This is a genomic window from Paenibacillus sp. FW126-R14, from assembly GCF_058789495.1.
This window is the reverse complement of the sequence record NZ_JBYTBS010000061.1, coordinates 25,434-44,714: the sequence shown is the minus strand read 5'-3', so window position 1 is coordinate 44,714 and position 19,281 is coordinate 25,434. Positions and strand designations below refer to the sequence as shown.

Genomic DNA, 19,281 nt, shown 5'->3' with positions numbered 1-19,281 from the left:
GCGAGATTATTCATCTCATTTATAGTCGATTGCTCGACTGTGCTTACTCACTCGTTGTTCAGTTTTCAAAGATCAATTTCTTTCGTTCACTGCCGCGTCACCGAAGCAGCGAGGAGTAATATACCATGTATAAAATTCAATTGCAAGTGTTTTTTTATCTTTTTTTAAACGACCATCCGAACGGCTCCATGTCGTTTATTTAAGATGTCCATCCAAAGAATGCATTCGCGTTAATTGGTGGATTTGCAATATACCATGGATTGAAAAGTATTACAACCTTTTATCAGAAACAATATTGGCCGCATCTACTTCCAATCTCCAATCGTTACATTGCATAAAGTTTCCTGGAGGGTACTCAAATTCGCAATTGCTCATCAATTGAAAGCCAATCTTTTGGCAAACTGCGTTGGACGCCGGGTTGTCTATGGACGGGAATGCATGAATATACTTGTGCTTTCTCTCAGCCTTTGCATCTGCAACAGCTTCTACGACGGCTGCGGTCGCAATTCCTCTGCCTTGAAATGACGGTAAGACACTCCAGCCAATCTCGTACACGCTCTCGCCTTTCCACATGCTATCCCAGTAACCGATACTGCCGACGGTTTCGTTTCCAGGCAGCAGCACAATACTAAACATGCGGCCGGTCCCTTTTCCGTCGATCTCCAGATACCGTTTGTGCCGATTTACGATTTGCTCTTCCGTTTCCGAACCTCCGAGATGTTCCATCATTTCAGGAGCATTGATCAGACGAAGTAAATCAAGGTTATCATCCGACCAAATGTTTAGCTTTACATGAGGTGCTTTCATTTGTTCCAACATTCCCCTCGTCTCAGAATTGCTTCCATGCTTTAAAACAATACCAGAACACACGTTCCCAGTCAAGTTTCGCATGACCTGTCAGCAGTCAAGTCCGCTCTAGCAGGCGGGCTTAGTTCCAACGATGACGGTAGCGTCCAGCTCCTCGAATCTGGCAACCGACGGGATTAGCCCGCTCCGGGCAAAAATCTCGACAGCCTGCGGCGCCTGCCGTTCGCTGACCTCGACCAGCAGGTGGCCGCCCGGCGCCAGCCAGAGCGGTGCGGCCAGCGCCACCCTTCGCTGCACATCAAGCCCGTCCGTCCCCCCGTCAAGCGCAATCCGAGCTTCATGAATACGGGCTTCACCCGAGAGAAGCTCGATAGACGCGGTTGGTACGTAGGGGACGTTGGCGAGCAGGATGTCGATACGGTTAAGCAATGCCGCAGGCAGCGCCTCGAAAAGATCGCCTTCGTACACGCGCCCCCCGGCAGCTGCAAGATTGCGGCGTGCACACCGAACTGCCGCCGGGTCAATGTCCACTGCATGCAGCTCAATCCGTTCCAATGTCGCAGCCAGCGCAGCGCCCAACGCGCCCGAACCGCAGCATAGATCAACGACGACGGCTCCTGACCTGGCAATTTGGGCAGCCTGACGAACGAGAAACTCCGTACGGTGGCGAGGAATGAAGACTCCCGGGTCCACCGCGATCCGCAGACCGCAAAATTCCGCCCAACCAATAACGTGCTCAATCGGAAAGCCCTGTGCGCGCCGACCTACCATAGCATCAAGCTCATCCGGCGTTTCCGCCGCTGAAATAAGCATCCGGGCCTCATCCTCGGCAAAAACACACCCGGCAGCCCGAAGTCTGGTGATAATTTGATCAAAATGGATATCCTTCATGAATAAGTCCCCACAATTCTTATTGTATATCAATCATTTTATCCTCCGTTCAGATGTCCGGACAGTGACTAATTGATTATAAGAAACTATCCTGTCAAGCGAGTGGCGGGTGAGCAGGCGATGCCTTGGTCGTCAAAAAAAGAAGCCGCCATATAGCAAGCTCCTCCTAATCCCATCATGAATTTGTCCTGCAATTTAATCAATGTCTGAATTTATCCTTCAATGTAATCAATGCCTACTTTCATTAAAGCTCACTAAAGCCTCAACGCCCAGGGCAAGCGCTCCGCACAAGCCGGCATTATTCCCTAAACCTGGAGCTACGATATAGCCATTAATATCCTCCAGTAAAACGGGGGTGTTAATATAGCCGTTCAAATTCCTTTGAACATAAGAACGAATCATTGGATACAATTGCTTTTGGTGCATGACGCCACCGCCCAAAATGACGATTTTCGGCGACAGCATTAAGATGGTAGAACTTATGGATTGGGCAATATAATAAGCTTCTAAATCCCACGCAGGATGATCCGCAGGCAGCTCGTTTCCTTTCAAATGCCACCGCTTCTCAATAGCCGGACCCGCAGCCAGCCCCTCAAAACAATCCCCATGATACGTGCATATTCCCTCGAAAGCGTCTTCTTTATGACGTCTGACCAACACATGACCGCCTTCCGGATGCACAAGTCCATGCACCAAGCGCCCCTCCATGTATACGCCTACTCCGATTCCGGTACCAATCGTATAATAAACACAGCTGTCAAGCCCTTTGGCCGCTCCCCATTTCGCTTCTCCAAAAGCCGCAGCATTGACATCCGTGTCCCATCCGAAGGGCACATCGAAAACTTGCTTCAATGTACCTAGAAAATCATAATTAGCCCAACCCGGCTTAGGCGTCGTAGTAACATAGCCATAGGTAGGACTTTTAGGGTCGACATTAATAGGTCCAAACGATCCTATGCCAATTGCCGCCACATTTTTATCCGTAAAATAGTTGATCACTTTTTCTAAAGTCTGTTCCGGACGTTCCGTTGGAAAACTAATTTGATCCTCAATAACGCCGGAGTCACTTCCAATACCGCAAACGAACTTAGTCCCTCCAGCTTCAATGGCTCCAATGCGCAGCATCTCAATATACCTCCTTCTTGTGCAAATGAATGTTCCTGCGATATTCGTCCGGCGTCACTCCGAACCGGCTCTTAAACACTCTATAGAAATACTTTTCATCCTTGAAGCCGACTCTGGGTGCGATTTCGTAAACTTTCATGGTGCTGTTTTGCAGCAGTTCGATCCCTTTCTTAATCCGCATGTCGGTCAAATATTTACTGAATGTCATCCCCAAATGGTTTTTGAAAATCAGGCTCAAATAATTCGGGCTAAAAAACAAATGATTCGCTACCCGATCCAGAGACAAGTCCTCCATATAGTGCATCTCCAGATAATGAACGCATGTTTCGATAACGGATTCGTGTTTTTTGGAACGGCTCTTCAGGAGGATGTCCATAAACAGCAAAAGCGTTTCGAGAAACCGGCTTTTACAACTTGCATAGTCACTGCTGGCAGTCAGCCGCGTTTCGGCTTTCACCAGAATATCGGTATAGTCCTGCTCCGTCACAAAGTCTTTAATCACAGCAGCTGTCCCGGACACCATACGAATGACAGCTTTATTCCATTGATCGGGATAAGGAAATCCGTTTTCCAGGACACGTTCAAACCATTCATCGACATGTTTAGCGATCTGCTCGCTTTTTGTTTTACGGATAGCTTCCTTGAACAGTTCTTCCTCTTTCAAATAATCATAATGCATGGGGCGAATAAAGCCGCTAATATCCGAATACCGAATCACATCTTGTGCAGGCAAAAAGTAGCGAAAAGAAGCCGCTGTCAGCGCTTCCTTGCAAGCATGTCTCGCTTCCTGAAACAGATGGCTTCGCTCCTCTCCAATCCCGATCGTCAAAGTGATGCCGAATTGCTCAAACGTTTGGGCCGCGAACTGATTCAACAGCGTCGTCAACGTCCCGCTTTCTATGGCATAAGGCCGATCCATGGTCAGCACCGTGATCAGCAAGCCCTTATCCTCGCCGGAGAAGAACGAGACGGAAGGACCGATGCTGCTCACACGGCCTTCCATCCCCCTTAACATATCGCTTTTCATGCGATCTGCACTATGTAACGGTTCCATCAGCAGACTTTCATCGTTCAGTTTAGCGGCAATGACGATCCCCCTGTTTTCCAGGGAAAATTGTTGGCGGATCTCAGAGCATTTGGACTCGGCTATTCCTCCCGTCACCCAGTCAGAGAGAAGACGTTCATAATAGACCGATAAGGTCCTGTTCAACTGCTGCTTGATTTCTTCGTTTTCGAGCAGATTCGTTTGTTCTTTTCGAATGCTGCTCTCCACTTTCTCCAAGGTTTGGGCTATGCTTTCCTCTTTCACGGGCTTGACCAAATAGTCAAAGGCACCCAATTGGACCGCTTTTTGCGCATATTCAAAATACCGGTAACCGCTGAGGATAATCACCTTGATGTCATGCGATGAAGCATTCATCTTCTCAATCAGCTCTAGACCGTCCAGTATAGGCATCTTAATATCCGTGAACACAATATCGATGTCATTACAGTGGATGATTCCTAAGGCTTCTTGACCGTTTTTGGCTTCCAACACTTGACAGTCAGGTCTGGCTTCCCTGATCATTTTGGCGAGTACTCTTCGCTGTATGGCCTCATCATCCACTACCAGAATGTTTTGCATGCCAGCCTCCTAAAAATGTGAGACTTTGACCTCCGATCAAAAATCCCTCTATGTCCAAATGCTCTTCAGCGGAGATATGTTTAGCGAGATCAGTCTAACTGTTCCTTGAAGCGCATAGATCTCCAGATTTTTCTCTTCTTTCCCGGGAAATATTAAGTCGGTAATAACGGCTTCACCTTCGCCTGCAAACACTTCGACCGATGACGCATCCACCCAAATGTGCAGCTTGAACCGCCGCTCCTGCGCTTCCGCCTTGACCGCATGTCTGCCTGAGAAATCGGCATGGAAGGCATCTTCGCCGGAACGAGAACGATCGACGAAAATCTCTTGCTTTTCTACTTTATAGCCTACCACAGTTTCAGATAAACCGGATGTCCGGACTTTGAATCCAAATTCCGCGGCAGTCTGCAGTTCAAACTCTGCTTCTATCACAAAGCACGAAAGATCAAATACAGGCAGCGCGCTGTGACCGGGCTCCACGATCGTATCCTGCCAGTTAGAAGTGTCTACTTTCAACTGGTTTAATTCATGCACAGGCTGCTGCACAAGCATGATTTGATCCTTGCGGCTTTTTAAGCCCAGCGTTCTTGGGAGTGTCATGGCGCTGCGCCAGCTTGTCGTTGGCGTCACTTGCGCGTATTTCCAGTTGCTCATCCATCCGATATAGATGCGGCGGCCGTCCTTGGCCGGAATGTCCGACCAACTAACTCCCGCGTAATTATCTCTCCCGCCATCAAGCCATGCGACCGTTTCGGGTGAGGCATCGTTCTTAAACACCGTACCGTCGAAATCGCCTATAAAGTACTGTGTTCTGGAGCCCTCGGGATATTCCGGGGAATTGCCAATGGAGACGAGCATCACCCATTTCGTTCGCGCAGGATCGCCGTCTATCGCAAGCTCGAATAAATCGGGACATTCCCAGACACCGATATGCGCCCCTTCTCCCTCTCCGAATTGACTGGCAAAGGACCAATCCTTCAAATTCGCCGAATGATAGATGCTTACCGTTTGACCGGAGGCTAGTATCATGATCCACTGGTTTGTCTGCGTATGCCAGAACACTTTAGGGTCGCGGAAATCCGGAAACCTGGCATCGGTCAGCACCGGGTTGCCGCTGTATTTAGTCCAAGTTCTGCCGGAATCCCGGCTGTAAGCCAAGCTTTGGCGTTCTCTTGGAATACCGCTGTCCGGTTCTTGATCATGATGCGTAAAAATAGCGACCAATCCGGCTTCTCCGTCAAAAAAACCGCTCGTATCTTTCCAATCCACAACGGCACTGCCGGAAAAAATTTGCCCGTGCTCATCGGGCTCCAAAGCAATCGGCGCATGCTCCCAATGCACAAGGTCCCTGCTGATCGCATGGCCCCAATGCATCGGTCCCCATGTCGTTCCATGAGGATGATATTGATAAAACAAATGGTATTCGCCATCGAAATAGACGAGTCCGTTCGGATCGTTCATCCAATTAAGCTGGGGAGAAAAGTGAAACTGCGGTCTGTACAATTCGTTGGTCAATTCGTTAGTCATTTCGCTCGTCATACAACTACCTCTATTCCTATAAAATGTTGCCCGGCCCGATTAGCCGAGTCTAATTACCCTTTGATACCGGTGCTGGTGATCCCCTGTACATAATACTTTTGCAGAAGCAGAAAAATCGCAACGATCGGCAAAGTGGTAAACGTAAGCGTCGCCATAATTTGTCCGTAGAAAATAGGAGGCAATGTAAAGAACGTTTGAATACCGAGCTGGATGTTCCTCAAAGATTCTCCCGTGGTGACCAGAATAGGCCACATGAAATCCCCCCAATGGGAGATAAAATCCAGAATGAAAACCGTCGTAAATACGGGTCCTGAAAGGGGAACGACAATTTTCAGAAATGTCTTCAAAGGAGACGAGCCGTCTATCGCCGCCGATTCCAGAAGTTCGTTCGGAATATCCATGAAAAACTGGCGGAACATGAAAATGCTGAAGCAGTTCGCAATGAACGGGACGATAAGCGCCAGCCACGTGTTCACCCAGCTCAAGCCGTTGACGACGAAGTAGAGCGGCATCACTATACTTTCGAACGGTACGATCATCAGCGCAATGATGGCGGTAAGAATGACGCCTTTTCCTTTAAAATTAAGCTTGGCCAGCGCATACCCGCAGATCGAGTTAACCCCTAAGCCGCTTATGCCGATAATCGAAACATAGAACAGACTGTTAAATAAATATTTCATCATGGGAATCCGGTTGAAGGCTTTTATATAATTGTCAAATGTTATAGTCGTAGGAAGTAAAGACTTGATCGAGCCTAGATCTGCGAAAATTTGATTTTCCGGTTTGAGCGATGAAACGACCATCCAGACGAGCGGGATCAAAAAGAGCACCGACATGACAATATTAGACGCATAGAGGAATATTTTAATCTTACGATCAGCCATGAGCACATCTCCTTTCTATTATTATCTGTCTTTAAAAAATTTCTTCATAGAAAACGAAATCGCGACTACGATGAGGAAGAAAATAACGGATACGGCGGAGGCATAACCTGCGTTCCTGAATTGGAAACCTTGCTGGTAAATGAGCAGCGCAAGCGTTCTGGTGGAATTCTCCGGCCCGCCGCCCGTCATCACATAAGGTTGAGTGAACAGCTTCACCGCTTGAATCGTAGTAATCGTCAGAACGAATACGATGACATTATACAAGCTTGGAATCGTAATAAATTTGAGCTGTTGGAACCTGTTCGCACCGTCCATCGCCGAGGCTTCGTACAAATCTTTCGGAATACTTTGAAGGCCCGCCAAAAAAATCATCATTTGATATCCCGCCGCTTGCCATACGGACATGAAGATGATAGAGTTCATCGCCTGATCCGCGCTTCGCAAAAAGGGCTGTTTCGGTATGCCAAACAGATGTAAAGCGGAATTGATCAGTCCCTCATTCGGGTTATACAGGGAAATCCACAAAATCGCGATGACCGTCATCGATGTAATAACCGGGCTAAAGTAAGAGATCCGGAATACATTTCTCAGCTTAAGCTGATTGTTGACTAACAAGGCCAACAGCAGCGCTACCGCCGACTGAACGGGAACAACGATAACTGTGAAATACATCGTGTTATATAAAGATTTATAAAAGAGCTTATCCTTAAATAGGAGCATGTAATTATCCAAGCCTGTAAATTTAATCTGATCCGGCCGCAATAAATTGAATTTGGTGAAACCGAACACCACCGCCAGCAAAAATGGCAGCAGCAGGAATACAAAGAGCAGGAGCACGGCTGGCAGTATGAACGAATAGCCCGTGATGGACTCTCTTCGCTTCTGAAGTCCGATTGATGACACTTTAGACTTCGTGTTTGTGTGAACTTGTGTCGTAACGTTCTGCATGGATCGATCATCACTTCCCTTCTGAATGACCGCGGAGAGCGGCATCCGGCTGAATTCGAGCCTGTCTTGATGCCGCTTCTGCGTAATCATTGAAAGTTTTAATTGCTAAAGTTTCGTTTATATTCTTCATCATAAGACGCAGCTACGTTATCCAAAGATTTCTTCACATCGGCTCCCATCATGATGTCCGTTAATGCTTCGGCGAACTTTTGCGTCAGCACCGGATAGGCCGGTGTTACAGGTCTTGCATGGGATACCGTCGTCACCTGTTCCTTAATAACCCGCAATGGAAGCTCGTTGTATTCCGGCAGACTGTCATAGGCCGATTTCCTGCTCGCCGGCATGCTGATGGCTTTGGCAAGCTGAGCGGAGCTATCCTTGTTCGTCATCCACTTCACCACTTCCGCCGCTTCCTTCGGATGCTTGCTGTCCGTGGTTACGCCGATAGCCCAACTGCCGGATGGAGAGGTGGAGATGCCGTCAGCTTTCCTAGGGAAATAGGTGATGCCCCATTCCAAATCCGGATAGTTCTTAAAGCCCGGAATGTTCCACGGTCCGCCCAGCTTTGTCGCCGCTTTGCCTTCTTCGAACTCGGTCGGCTTCGGATCAATGTTAAACAATTTTTCCTTGGCCAGTTTTTGCAGGAAGTTGGCAGCCGCAAGTCCCTTGTCGCTGTTTACCCAACCTTTCGCCGATGTGCCTTCTTTATTCACAATGTCCGTTCCCGCCGAAATCCACATTTGCTCGAAAGCGTACGTCATCCACTCGCCTTTATCATTGATCATGTTCGTGCCGAATACGTCGTTCTGCGCCGTCTTCTTCATCACGTCATACCACTGATCCCAAGTCCAGGCGTCCTTCATATTCGTCGGCGGCTCAATGCCGTACTGCTTCATAATCTTCTTGTTGTAAAACAAGACAACAGAGGACTCGACCAGCCCGGCGGCATAAAATTTATCTTTATAAGTCCCCTGCTGGATGATGGATGGAACGAAGTCGTTGAAATCGTCCTTGGTATAATACTCATCCAGCGGGATGACAATTTTGGATGCTGCATAGTTCGCCACATTCGGACCGTCCATGGAAAGCACGTCCGGGAGCGTATGGGAAGCTACAGCCGCATTAATTTTATCTTCATAGGCAAAAGAGTTTCCTCTTGTAATCGGCTCCATTTTCAACTTGATTTTCCCTTGGTAAGCCTTATTGAACTCATCGACTCTTCTAACGTAGAAATCGTCTTCCGGACCGCTCGCTTGCGGTCTCCAGTAGGAGATTTCCACTTCCTTTTGGGCAGCTTGGCCGTTGTTTCCGTTAGCGTCGCCTGAGCTCGTTTGTCCGCCTGTGGAACATCCGGCAAGCAGGGATACCGTGAGTAAGCTAGTGACCGCGAGCAGCCCTTTCTTTCCTTCTTTCATTTTAACCCCTCCATGAACGTTATCTTGTTTACGCTTTCATCATATCGTGGATGATTCGGCCAATCCTACTCTAAAAAACGTGAAAAGGTGGACTTTTGTACCGAAAACCCTTACATTTTTGATTTTCATCATGAAAAAGAAGCCGTCGCCAGTCATTTCTATGACTTATGGGACAGCCCTTTGAGCAGGTATGCTTATAAGGTTAGCTTCCTCCGCCATCTTCGTTCAGCATGGATGTGGAGTCCGGCGGCAGCGGCAAAGTAATTGTTATCTTAGTACCTTTATTCCCTTGAGAATGGATTTCTACACCGTACTGAGAACCATAGATAAGCTTCACGCGCTTGTTCACATTGGCGATACCGATCGATTTGCTCATGCTGACAGGATCGTCTATGGTCGCTAGCACGCGCACCAGCGTATCCGGGTCCATGCCTTTCCCGTTATCTTCAATCGTAAATACCCTCGTCGTACCGTCAATCCTCCCGCTTACCCGAATCCATCCGCCTGTTTCCGTGTCTTCCAAAGCATGAATCAGCGCATTCTCCATAAAAGGCTGCAAGAAAAATTTGGGCACCGTGTAGCGGTATAAGGCCGGATCGATCTGATATTCAATTTGGAATTTATCTTCAAACCGCTGCCTCATAATATAATCGTAATTTTGCAGATATTTCACATCTTCGCTGAAAGCCACTTCGCCGGATTTTTTGGCCGTATATTCCAGCATCTCCGAAAGCTCCACGAGCATATTGCTGATCACCGTCTGCTTATTTTCGATGGCTAAATAGTTGATAATATTGAGTGTATTATAAAGAAAATGCGGGTTGAATTGGAAATTCAGCGCTTTTAATTCGGCCTCCATCTCCTTCAGATGCGTCTCGTAATTCTCCTCGATCAATACTTGGATTTTATCGTTCATCTGATTAAATTTATGGATGATGAGGTTGACTTCGCTAGTGCCATAAGTGTCAATCCTCGTATTGAAATTCCCTTCTCCAATCTGTTTAATCCCCCACATTAGCTTCTTAAGAGGCATAGTAATTCGACTTGAAAAAAAAGAGGCAAGAAATATGGACAGGACAATGACCAATATCGTGGAATAGAGCGTATAGCTGAACATATTTGGCATCGTTTTCAATAGATTGTCATACGGGATGAATACCGCAGACAGCCAGCCTGTCGTAGCGATCACATCGAAGCAGACGACCATCTTTTTCCCGTCCACTTGCACAAATTCCGTCCCGCTCTTCCGGGTGATGGCATTGTTGATCCACTCCTGGCTCACGGACCGGAGGCCCCCTTGATTGGAAGTTGAAACGACCGCATTATCGCCTGTCAAAACATAATAATAAGAATCCTTCACAACAAGACTCTCCTTAAACGCCCTGCCGATCATGGATTCCTGAAAATTAACGAGAAGAATCGGCCTTTCTGCGTCTTTATCCATAGATCTCAACAAGTTGTTTGAGACATGCGATAAGTTAATCAGCCTCGTGGCTGTGAATACGTACTGGTCTTTCGTGCTGGATACCGCGGAGGAGGCATAAAATTTCTCAAGTAAATTATACGTTGGAACCCACAAAGTGCGGTCTGTAGAGTTGATCCCTATCTGGTAAATATCGGAGGCGGAAAAGTCCTTTTTCGGGATCCAAAAATTAGGATTTCCCCCAAACGTATACTCTTTCGTGGCCAAATTGACCGAATATACATCTTCCGAAGTAGGAAAATATTTCTGCAGGACCCGGGTTACTTTTCGATCGTTTTCATAATCCAAATATTTCTTTTGCAAATCGGTTGTATTGAATACATTGAATAAATCTTCATCCAAATGCATGTTGATCGCGCTCTGCTCGACACTCGCAAACTTCGCATCCAAGGATTGATTGCTGCTTTTTACTAACCCCAAATACGTTCCGCTCGCGTTCTTCAAAATAACTTCCGAACTTTTCACATAGTAACCAACGCCCAGTACGGTCATCGAGACGACGATCAGCGCAATGTACGAAGAAGTCAGCCGTACTCTCAAACTTAAATTCGCATACATCATTCTAGCTGATTTCATTCCAAGCACTCCTTGCTTCGTTAGCCTTCTTCCTATCTTGGACTATAGTCAAAAATACTCCGTACCGCAAGAAAAAAGGCGGACTATGCCAAGAAGAACTTGGCTGCCGCCTGTAACTTTAAGTGGTGATACATTATGAATCTGACATCGCCATGGACAGTAAAATAAGCGCCAGCCCTTGTCCGTATAGGGTCGGGTAACATGGAATTGCTTGATACGCGGCAATGCTTGGCATGACCGGAGTACCTCCGGACACACCGTTTAACGTCCCATCGGGCGCTATGAATGGCCATATCCCCTGCAATGCTTTCTGCGCCAATGGAAGATAGCTCTGATCCAACCAACCGCTGCGGACTCCGGCTAGCCACCCTGCCGCAATGCCAGCGCTTCCGGAAGTTTCCCGGTAAAATTCCGGTTCGTCCAAGACTGTAGGCCATAGTCCGTCCTCCCCTTGATACTCCCTTAGCCCTGCAGCAAGCTTCCGGTACCGCTCCGGAATTTCACTCGAAATGTCAACTAACGATTCGATTTCTTGAACAATCCACGGACAAGCCAGCACAACCCAGGCGTTGGCGCGCGTCCAACGGGCCGCTGACATATGGCCGCCTTCCGCACAGTTCCATCCATGAAAAAGCACGCCGGTTTGCGGGTCTTGAAGCAAGCGCAAATGAACAAAAAGCTGGAAAGCCGCCTCTTTCGCATATTTGCTCTCCGATGTCAGCCTCGCCAGCCGGGCTAAAAAAAGCACGGCCATAAACAACGTATCCGCCCATACCTGCTCAGGAAAACTTGCCTTCTCCGTCACCGTGTGCTCAAATGCGCCTTCGCGGGTGCGCGGTGCTTCCGCCAGCAGCCAGTCGCCGATCTTTTTCGCCGTCTCCAAATACCACGGGTCCCCTGTATGGCGGTAAAGATCCGGGAAGATCGCATAAGGAGCTAACGAGTTGATCACTTTCACCTGCTCGCTCAAATGATGATTGCGTTCCGTCCACAGCCGTAAAAATCCGATAACTTCTTGTTCCTGCGCATGCTCGGCATAAGCCAGGATCGATATGACCCCGACCCCCGGCACCCAGTCCCAGCTATCCAAATTCATGCCCCATTCCGTGGAAGGCACTCCGACCATTCTCCGATAAACCCTTTCTGCCGCCGCTTTCAGATCGTCCCTATTCATCCTGATCTCACTCCTTGAAGGTTTTTTTCATGCGTATTTTTCATGCGTTTCTTTACACCTTCAAAGTACCTGTTTTTCTCACGTATAACTTGGATAAGCGTCCGAATTTTATGGGGAATTTTCCAAGGTTTCCGACTCCCGCTAAACGGGCTGTGATACAATAAGCATTACATCAAAAAACTATGGAGGTGATCCTATGGTTTCCCTCTCACATCCTTCCCCATTTGCTTTGGATACCGTAACGAATCAGTTTTTGGACGAATTCCCGATCCACTGCCAATTTCGCACGGGGGCAATCGGACAATCGCAGATGCATTCGCATCGCGGTTACGAGTTTTATTTTTGTACGGAAGGGCAAGGAAAACTGCTGGTGGGGGATCGCGTATATGCCCTTGAGCCCGGAACTTTCACCATCATCAAGCCCTTTGTGCTGCACTGGCCGCGTGTCAGCGGAACAAAGCCATTGCATCGCTTCGTTCTCTCTATTCATGAGCGGTACGTTCAATCATGGTTTGAAGGACTTCCCGTTAGCGACGGCGGCGTTCGCAGCTTCTTGCTGGAATCCGACTCTTCCTCGCTGCATAAAAAAGTTTCCGCTGAGCAAATCACGTTCTTTCATGCCATGCTTGCGCAAATTTCGCAAGAAGCTGCAGGCAGGCAGCTCCATTACGAGGCTGCTGCGCTGCATCTGCTTGCCGGATTGTTGATTGTGCTTGAACGGGAGGAAGAACCCGCCACGGATCACGCGAAAACGAACCTTACACCGCTGCATTTGGCCGAACGAATCCTACATTATTTATCCGAGCATTATGCGGACCGCATCGAGTCCAGTCGTTTGCATGAACACTTTAATGTTTCCAGATCCCATATGTACGATCATTTCAAACAATGGACCGGACTTTCCATCAACCGTTATTTGACCCTTTATCGCATCGATCAGGCAAAACGGCTTCTTATGGACAGCCCCCTCTCTATTACAGAGATCGCATACACCGTTGGCTTCAACGATCTCTCTCATTTCTTCCACACGTTCAAAACAGAAGAAGGCATAACGCCGAATCTTTTTAGGAAAAAAATAAAGGGTCCCCTCCTCAATTAGGTTGGGACCGGCTTATCTTGAAATTCGCGGGATGGGAGGGAACTCTGTTCCCTTATTTCGGCGAAATGGGGCTTTTTGGGTGTTTATGGGAAACTACAGGGTCTTATTTCACCCAAGTACTTTGACTTTCTGCTCAGAATGGTGAAATAGCGGACCCTAGTTCCCACTCCCTTGCCTGACGGGCTGTTTCCAGCAAAATAGTGCCCTGTAGTTCCCCTAACATCCTGCGGGGCATGGAGCTTTGCCTGCTCGAGCCGACTGAGACGGCCTTTTTGGGCGGCTCGCGATGCTTTTGCGCCATTTTGTCTACTAAGAGGGCCTTTTAGGCCCTCTCAGGCAAAGGCATCACCCGGTTTGCCTGCTCCCGTCGATTGAGACGGCCTTTTTGGACGGCTCGCGATTCTTTAGCGCCATTTTGTCTACCGAGACGGCCTTTGAGGCCCTCTCAGGCAAAAACATAGCCCGGTTTGCCTGCTCGGTAATAAAAGTGGCATAGGGCGCATACACGCTCCAATTTCCGGCTGCATCTTGAGCTTGAACGATGAAGGTGTATGACGTGTTCGCCGACAAGCCCGTAATGACTTTGGCGGTAGATGTGGTGTATTCGCTGTGGTAAACACTGCCGATAACGCTGCTCACCTCACCGCTCCCCACGAAACCGTAGACGCTAGCCGTCACGCTTTCCCCCCACAGGATTCGGTATCCTGTTACTGCTCTATTATCCTGCGCATCTGTCCAATTCAGCGTGACACGATCACTTCCTAGATCGGATGCGGTCACTCTAGCGTCTGCCGGCCAAATTGGCGCAGAGATATCCGCAGGCGGCGTGTAATCAATAAACACAAACGAGTCATACAAAGCTGTGTTCTTCGAATCCGCGGTCCCTTGGGTCCACTGTATAAAATCGTCCCGTCCGTTTTGCAAATCAGCATCGTTAACCGCAACGTTTAACCCAATTTTCCCGAAAAGCTCCGGTTTCAAATCTTTGACATAGGAGCCTGGGATCTGGAACTCATAGTAAGTCCGACCTGCGGCCTCATCGCGCACCGCTTGGAACGGTGTCTGCCCGCTCACGTCTCCGTTCGGATTCGGCGATGTCGAGTAGAAAATATTCACAAGCAATGTCCCATCATCAGCCAGTGCGAAGCCCCACTCCGTATCGTCCGGCCCGTAAGGCGACTCCCGATTATTCAGCGGGTCCAAGCTGACTTGAACGGAATCGTTTTTCCACATGTTCGCCGCATTCTCAGATTGCTTATGGATATCGTCGTGAACGGATACGGCAAAGTAAAGGCCATCGGACGCCCATTTGGCATACGCGGTCGCCTCCAAATTGGCAGGGTCGCGATAGCCGCTCGAATGCTGCGCTTTGCTGCGAAGATGGAACGGGAAAGCGTCCTGCCAGTCGCTCAGATCGCCATCGATCGTCAAACCGTTTGCCTTCTGGACAAGGTTGAACTCAATCGGAAGATCAGGATCGTGGTAAATGATCTTGTTTCTGGCTGTTTCTTCAACTTGCATATCAACCGTGTATTCATTGAATGCCGCCGGCTCATGGTACGTCCATATGAAGTCCAATTGCACACGATCGCCTTTCTTCAAATCCTGGAAGGCATCCGAAGCAACCGGCTGCAGCAAGGCGCCGTCCGGACCTTTGACTCTCACCTTGCCCGTCTTGGCAAAGGATGAAGTGCCTGTCAATTGCACGGATAAAATATCGAGCTGTTCGATCGTTTTCTTCACGGGAACAAGCTTAACATCAAGACCGTCCTCCACGGTCAATTGGACCTTCTTCGTGTCAAAGGCGGCTCCGTTATACAAAATCTCAAAGGCAACCTCATAACGGCCTTTCAGCGTATTTTCGGGCACCGGCACAGAATAAGGCAGATCCACCGAACTCTGTGCCGGAATCTCAACACTCGCTGCCGCCTGTGCCGCTTGGGAGGACTCCCATCCGCTTGGGACCTGCAAATGTACCTGCACCTGCTGCGGAACTTCGGTGTTGTTCACGAGCGAAAGCGTAAGCGCACTCGCATATCCGGCTTCTCCGTTCACCTGCGTAGGCACCGCATTAGCCAGCACGCCGATGAATTTGGCCGGCTCCGACTGGACGATCGCCGACGCCGCGCGCGCAAACTCCCTCGCCAGCAAGTTATAGGCGTAGCTTTCCGCGTAGCTGCCTCTTGTGCGGGCCGCCTCCGCCAGCCTCCCGTATCGGTTCGTGCGAAGCACGGCCGCTGTCGAGATCGGCATGACGCTGTTATCGCCTTTTTTGGCTTGATACGAGGCCGTCAAAGCTTGCACAGATGGGGCATAGTCTAATGAATTGGCGCTGATGCCGCCGAGCGCATAGGCAAGCGCCACCGAAGCACTCTCCGCCATGTTGTACAAAGCCTCCAGCGCCACGTAGCCTGAAGCCCGCTCCACATAGCCGTTCTTCAATTGATCGGCCATTTGCACCATCAACGTATAAATGTCTTTGATTCCCTGCTCCAAGCCCGCAGCCCGACTCCCGCTTCCCGCAGCTGCTTCCAGCTCTGTTTCGATGCGGCTAAGCTCTGCCAAATCGGCATCTACCAGCGCCGCATTTTGCGCTGTTTTCACAGCAAGCAGCCTGCCGGCCGCCTCCTGCTGTTTGCCTCGCAGCAGCTTCGCTGCCGTTTGAAACACAAATGACGTAGATGCCCCGGTGAGATAAACGGGAGATCCCGAAACGACAAGCTGCACGCCGCCATTATCGCTAGTTACCGGCACATTCACACCGTTAATATCCTTCACGGTCACCCCTGATGCGCCAAAGGGAAGCGTAATCGTGCTGGTAGGCGATTTAACAGCCGGATTGTCCTTATGGTCCACTTTTTTCCATGCAACAAGTACCGGTACTTCTCCATTCAGGAATACATGAACGGCAACATCAGGGTCAGCGGTATCCCAAGTTCCGAGATATTTCGCTTTATCCAGCGTTGTCATCAATTGATTAACGGCTGCATAGGCCAGCTTCGGCCTGCCGTCATTGTCGGTGATTCCCCAGAAAATATCGTAATACCGATCATCGGTCCCGTCGTTTTTGTAATTGTAATATTCATACGCTTTGACTTGATCGGTGACCATGTAGTTCAGAAAAGCGCGAACGATATAGTCCCGCTGCACCTCCTCGGATACGGAAGGATACCCCGCTTTGGCCGTCGGCCAGCCTCCCTCGGTCAAGTAATAATCCTTCCAGCCGCCGTAAGCGTTGACCAGATCTTTGACACCGGCGATGAGACTCGGCAGATTGCCATCCGGCATGGAGTTGTAAACGTACGGATGATACGAATACGCGTCGGCATAATCGAACGATCCGGCCTCGAGCTCCTTAGGCAGCACGCTGCGCACGCTTGAGGTGTGATCGCCCGCCAGCAGCATCGCATTCGGGTCCGCCTTCTTCATGTTCAAATAGGCGACTTTTTGCAGCTGGACAAATTCACTTGGTACATAAGGCTTAGAGAAAATTTCCGGCTCGTTGGGCATTTCCCACTGCCTTATTTGCCCCTTGTACCGGTTAACCGTGGCAGCGACGAAATCGCCCATGGCTTTGAGAGCGGATGTGGTCGTCGCCGTCCCCTCTTGGTAGCTGGCATTTCGATCAATGCCCAGCACCGTAATCTGATTAAAACCGTAAGTAAATAATTTATTTAATTGCGGATCCACTCTGCTGTAATCATAAACCGTCTTACCTGATCCATCCTGCACATGTTTATCCACATCGTCCCACGAAATGCCTGAGCGATGATGACGAGCTCCCAGCTTGCGCGCTCCGTCAATAATATCGTCATTCCAATTCAAGGCATAGTGCGTATTCAGGCCAAATTTGCTTTCATTATCCAAATCAGGCTCCTTGACCGGGGCTGCCTGCTGAACGACAGCTAACCGGATCTTTTTGGCTGGCTGGGCTGCGCCGTCAACCGAGAATGCAGCCGATACCTCATAGGTGCCAATCGCGTTCAAGCTTGGCGTTAAAGCGACGACTTCGGTATCCGTCGCATAAGCCTCCAAGCTGTACGACTTCGTTCCGGAAGCGACTACACCTTGGTCGCCATCCGCGCGGCGTACCGTATAGTCAAGCTGAAATGCATGCGCCTCCGCGCCCGCTTCCAAGGCCAGCTTGAAGCCAGGCGACTCCGCCTGCGTATAAATCCCCGCATAATTACCAGCGGGCTGCAGATCAATGACATATGGCATCGGCATCGGCTCGATCACAAAGTCATCGATCATCAAGTTGATGCCGCCGACAACATTCCACTGAAAATAGCCTTTTGCCAGCGCCAACGCATCGGAATCGTCCCCACTGGCCGTTTCCACCCCGTCTATGAACAGCTTGTGGGTGATGCCGCTTACGCGAAGCTCATAATCGTGCCAATCATCCAGCAGGGATTGAACATAGTTGGCTAAATAATAGTTGCCGCCAAGCGTTGTTTTCCGCATCAGAAAATATTTGGAATTATGCGTCGCCCACTCCAGCGCATTGTTGTTCATATCGTCAACAGCCCGGTAGCGAAAGCGCCAAGTATTTTGCACGGCCGTGCTTGTGCGTTCATATTTGGCCTTGAATTTAACGTTGAAATTATCCGCATTCTGGTACATCGGAAGATTCAGCTTGGCACTGCCCGATCCATTCAAATTAAATACCTTGTTGCCGTCCGGCAGTTGAATGACCCTGGTGTTTCCGCCTGTTTTCCAGCCCGCAGGCGCTGCGCCAACCGTTTCGCCCTCAAAATTATTGCGATACGGCACAATCGTTTGGATCGGCACGATGATCTCCCCGGATTCCGGATAGCGCATAGGCCTACCCTCGGCATCTTGCGCCGTCAAGTAATAACGGATTTGCCTATAGCGGTTCGATCCGGGAATCGTGCCCGCATACGGGCCGCTCCCGCTTCCTGCCGCCGGAACGATCTGACCCTGGATTTCATCCCCATACGCATAATGAATCTGAGCATTGGTCGCCGAAGCCGTACCGGCAAGGGTGAACGTTAACGGCAAATCCGTATTATACGGAACCTCTGCCGCCGGGGTGTGAATGAAAGTGTCCTGCGTATTATTGGGCGACACCACAACCTGCTTGACGGCCAGATTAACAGCCGGACCGACGCTTTTCAAAGAGAATCCGATTCCTCCTGCCGTAAGCGACGTGTCGGTGAATGCCGCAGCTAATGTTTCATCCAGGTAGAGTCTAAACTCGCTCCCTTTGACTCTCAGCCGATACGCATGAGAATCCGACAAGTTAAATCCCGGAATAGCAGCCCCGATATCCACAGGTGTCCCTACCTGCACATTCGTCGAGGAATTTGGATATTTCCAAAGTTCAACTGACTTCGTATTTTTAAACTCCAGAAAATAGTAGCTCGTTCCCGAAGAATAACGGAACATGAGCCGGAAGCGATCTCCCGCCGCCGTAAAGCTAATATCGTAATCCGTGGAGCTGTAAGGAAGCTTGGTGGTTTTGACGACCGCACGCTGCGGAGATGTCGCCGTTGTCGTGCCTTTGAGCTGGGCTTGCGAACCGCTGCCTTCTATGACAAAGGCTGTGGTGCCGAACAAATCCCAGTTCCCCAACCCTCCCGTGAAGCTGTCCGCGAACAGCGGAGAGGGCTCCGCTGCCACGGCATTCAGCGAAAACCATGGCAGCAGAACGATGGCCAGCAGCAGGCATAAGCTTCTGATGGGCTGTTTCATA

Annotated in this window: 12 protein-coding genes; 1 reads left to right on the top strand and 11 read right to left on the bottom strand. The window is 49.5% G+C overall.

Annotated elements, in window-relative coordinates:
* Positions 1–270: 270 nt before the first annotated feature.
* From AC3WRW_RS27780 to AC3WRW_RS27735, 10 genes are all read right to left on the bottom strand, one after another.
* A complete protein-coding gene (locus AC3WRW_RS27780) occupies positions 271–819 on the bottom strand; it encodes a GNAT family N-acetyltransferase (protein ID WP_492549470.1) in 549 nt (182 codons plus the stop codon).
* A gap of 96 nt (positions 820–915) precedes the next feature.
* Positions 916–1,698, bottom strand: coding sequence for a putative protein N(5)-glutamine methyltransferase (locus AC3WRW_RS27775; protein WP_492549473.1), 783 nt, complete (start codon positions 1,696–1,698; stop codon positions 916–918).
* Positions 1,699–1,926: 228 nt separating this feature from the next.
* Complete coding sequence (locus tag AC3WRW_RS27770; protein WP_492549469.1) at positions 1,927–2,823, bottom strand: ROK family protein; 897 nt, start codon at positions 2,821–2,823, stop codon at positions 1,927–1,929.
* Between the two features lies 1 nt (position 2,824).
* Entirely contained in the window at positions 2,825–4,447 is a 1,623-nt protein-coding gene (locus AC3WRW_RS27765; protein ID WP_492549468.1) for a response regulator, read from the bottom strand.
* Positions 4,448–4,495: 48 nt separating this feature from the next.
* Positions 4,496–5,986 carry a glycoside hydrolase family 32 protein gene (locus AC3WRW_RS27760; RefSeq protein ID WP_492549467.1) on the bottom strand — a complete coding sequence of 497 codons (1,491 nt, stop codon included), beginning with the start codon at positions 5,984–5,986 and terminating at the stop codon, positions 4,496–4,498.
* A gap of 53 nt (positions 5,987–6,039) precedes the next feature.
* Entirely contained in the window at positions 6,040–6,870 is an 831-nt protein-coding gene (locus AC3WRW_RS27755; RefSeq protein WP_492549466.1) for a carbohydrate ABC transporter permease, read from the bottom strand.
* Positions 6,871–6,891: 21 nt separating this feature from the next.
* Positions 6,892–7,908 carry a carbohydrate ABC transporter permease gene (locus AC3WRW_RS27750; protein ID WP_492549465.1) on the bottom strand — a complete coding sequence of 339 codons (1,017 nt, stop codon included), beginning with the start codon at positions 7,906–7,908 and terminating at the stop codon, positions 6,892–6,894.
* An 8-nt stretch (positions 7,909–7,916) separates the two neighbouring features.
* Positions 7,917–9,233, bottom strand: a complete 1,317-nt coding sequence (locus tag AC3WRW_RS27745; RefSeq protein WP_492549464.1) for an extracellular solute-binding protein — start codon at positions 9,231–9,233, stop codon at positions 7,917–7,919.
* A gap of 202 nt (positions 9,234–9,435) precedes the next feature.
* Positions 9,436–11,292: a sensor histidine kinase gene (locus AC3WRW_RS27740; RefSeq protein WP_492549463.1), complete on the bottom strand. Its 1,857-nt coding sequence runs from the start codon at positions 11,290–11,292 to the stop codon at positions 9,436–9,438.
* A gap of 133 nt (positions 11,293–11,425) precedes the next feature.
* A complete protein-coding gene (locus AC3WRW_RS27735) occupies positions 11,426–12,466 on the bottom strand; it encodes a glycoside hydrolase family 88/105 protein (RefSeq protein WP_492549462.1) in 1,041 nt (346 codons plus the stop codon).
* Between the two features lie 196 nt (positions 12,467–12,662).
* On the opposite strand from AC3WRW_RS27735, the gene AC3WRW_RS27730 reads away from it, so the two are divergent.
* Complete coding sequence (locus AC3WRW_RS27730) at positions 12,663–13,565, top strand: helix-turn-helix domain-containing protein (protein ID WP_492549461.1); 903 nt, start codon at positions 12,663–12,665, stop codon at positions 13,563–13,565.
* Between the two features lie 345 nt (positions 13,566–13,910).
* Here the strand turns inward: AC3WRW_RS27730 and AC3WRW_RS27725 are convergent, their stop codons facing one another.
* On the bottom strand, positions 13,911–19,280 hold the full coding sequence (locus AC3WRW_RS27725; RefSeq protein WP_492549460.1) for a sugar-binding protein: 5,370 nt from the start codon (positions 19,278–19,280) through the stop codon (positions 13,911–13,913).
* Between the last annotated feature and the right edge of the window lies 1 nt (position 19,281).